General features: G+C 61.8%; 2 protein-coding genes. Both read left to right on the forward strand.

Annotated elements, in window-relative coordinates; translation table 11 throughout:
- The first annotated feature begins 54 nt into the window (after nt 1-54).
- Nucleotides 55-495, forward strand: coding sequence for a transposase (locus FXO19_RS19030; protein ID WP_149196687.1), 441 nt, complete (start codon nt 55-57; stop codon nt 493-495).
- A gap of 7 nt (nt 496-502) precedes the next feature.
- On the forward strand, nt 503-626 hold a 124-nt coding region (locus FXO19_RS19895), incomplete at its 3' end, for an IS3 family transposase (protein ID WP_187775864.1).

The raw sequence follows: 626 nt of genomic DNA on the forward strand, positions 1-626 counted from the left end.
CGGTAGTTCCTACGGTTCAGTGGACACCCTGATCTCACTTCAGGAGTGTCTTCAATGCCCAAGCCAGGTCCCAGAACGACCTATCGATACAGCGACACCTTCAAGGCCACCGCCGTCCGCTTGAGCCAGCTTCCGGGCGTGGCGGTGCGAGATGTGGCCGAGTCGCTTTACATCCATCCCTTCATGTTGTCTCGTTGGCGCAAGCACGCACGCGAGGGCTTGATCGTGACCAAAGGGATCGAGGTGGACAAGGCGGTAGCGGCCGAGCTCAAGGCGCTGCGGCAGGTGAAGAAGCAGTACGAGCAGCTCAAGCTCGAGCATGACCTTTTAAAAAAGATATCGCGTTCACTTCCAGTCCAAGGCCGACATCTTCGCCTTCATCGCGCAGCACGAAGAAGCCGCGCCGGTGAGAGTGCTGTGCCGATTGCACGCGGTCAGCCCTTCCGGTTACTACGCTTGGCGGCACCGCCCGGCCAGTCCTCGCGCGATCGATGACACGCAAGTGCTGGAGAAGATCCGCGCCGTGCATCGCGATAGTCGGCAAACCTATGGCAGCCCACGCGTGCATGCGGCGCTGCGGCGCCAGGGCGAGGCGATTGGTCGGCGCCGCGTCGAACGCCTGATGC

Source organism: Luteimonas suaedae, from assembly GCF_008312895.1.
Taxonomy (GTDB): Bacteria; Pseudomonadota; Gammaproteobacteria; order Xanthomonadales; family Xanthomonadaceae; genus Luteimonas; species Luteimonas suaedae.

Bases quoted from the DNA above. Each gene is read 5' to 3' on its own strand.
- FXO19_RS19030 (WP_149196687.1), top strand. From the start codon at position 55: ATGCCCAAGCCAGGTCCCAGAACGACCTATCGATACAGCGACACCTTC.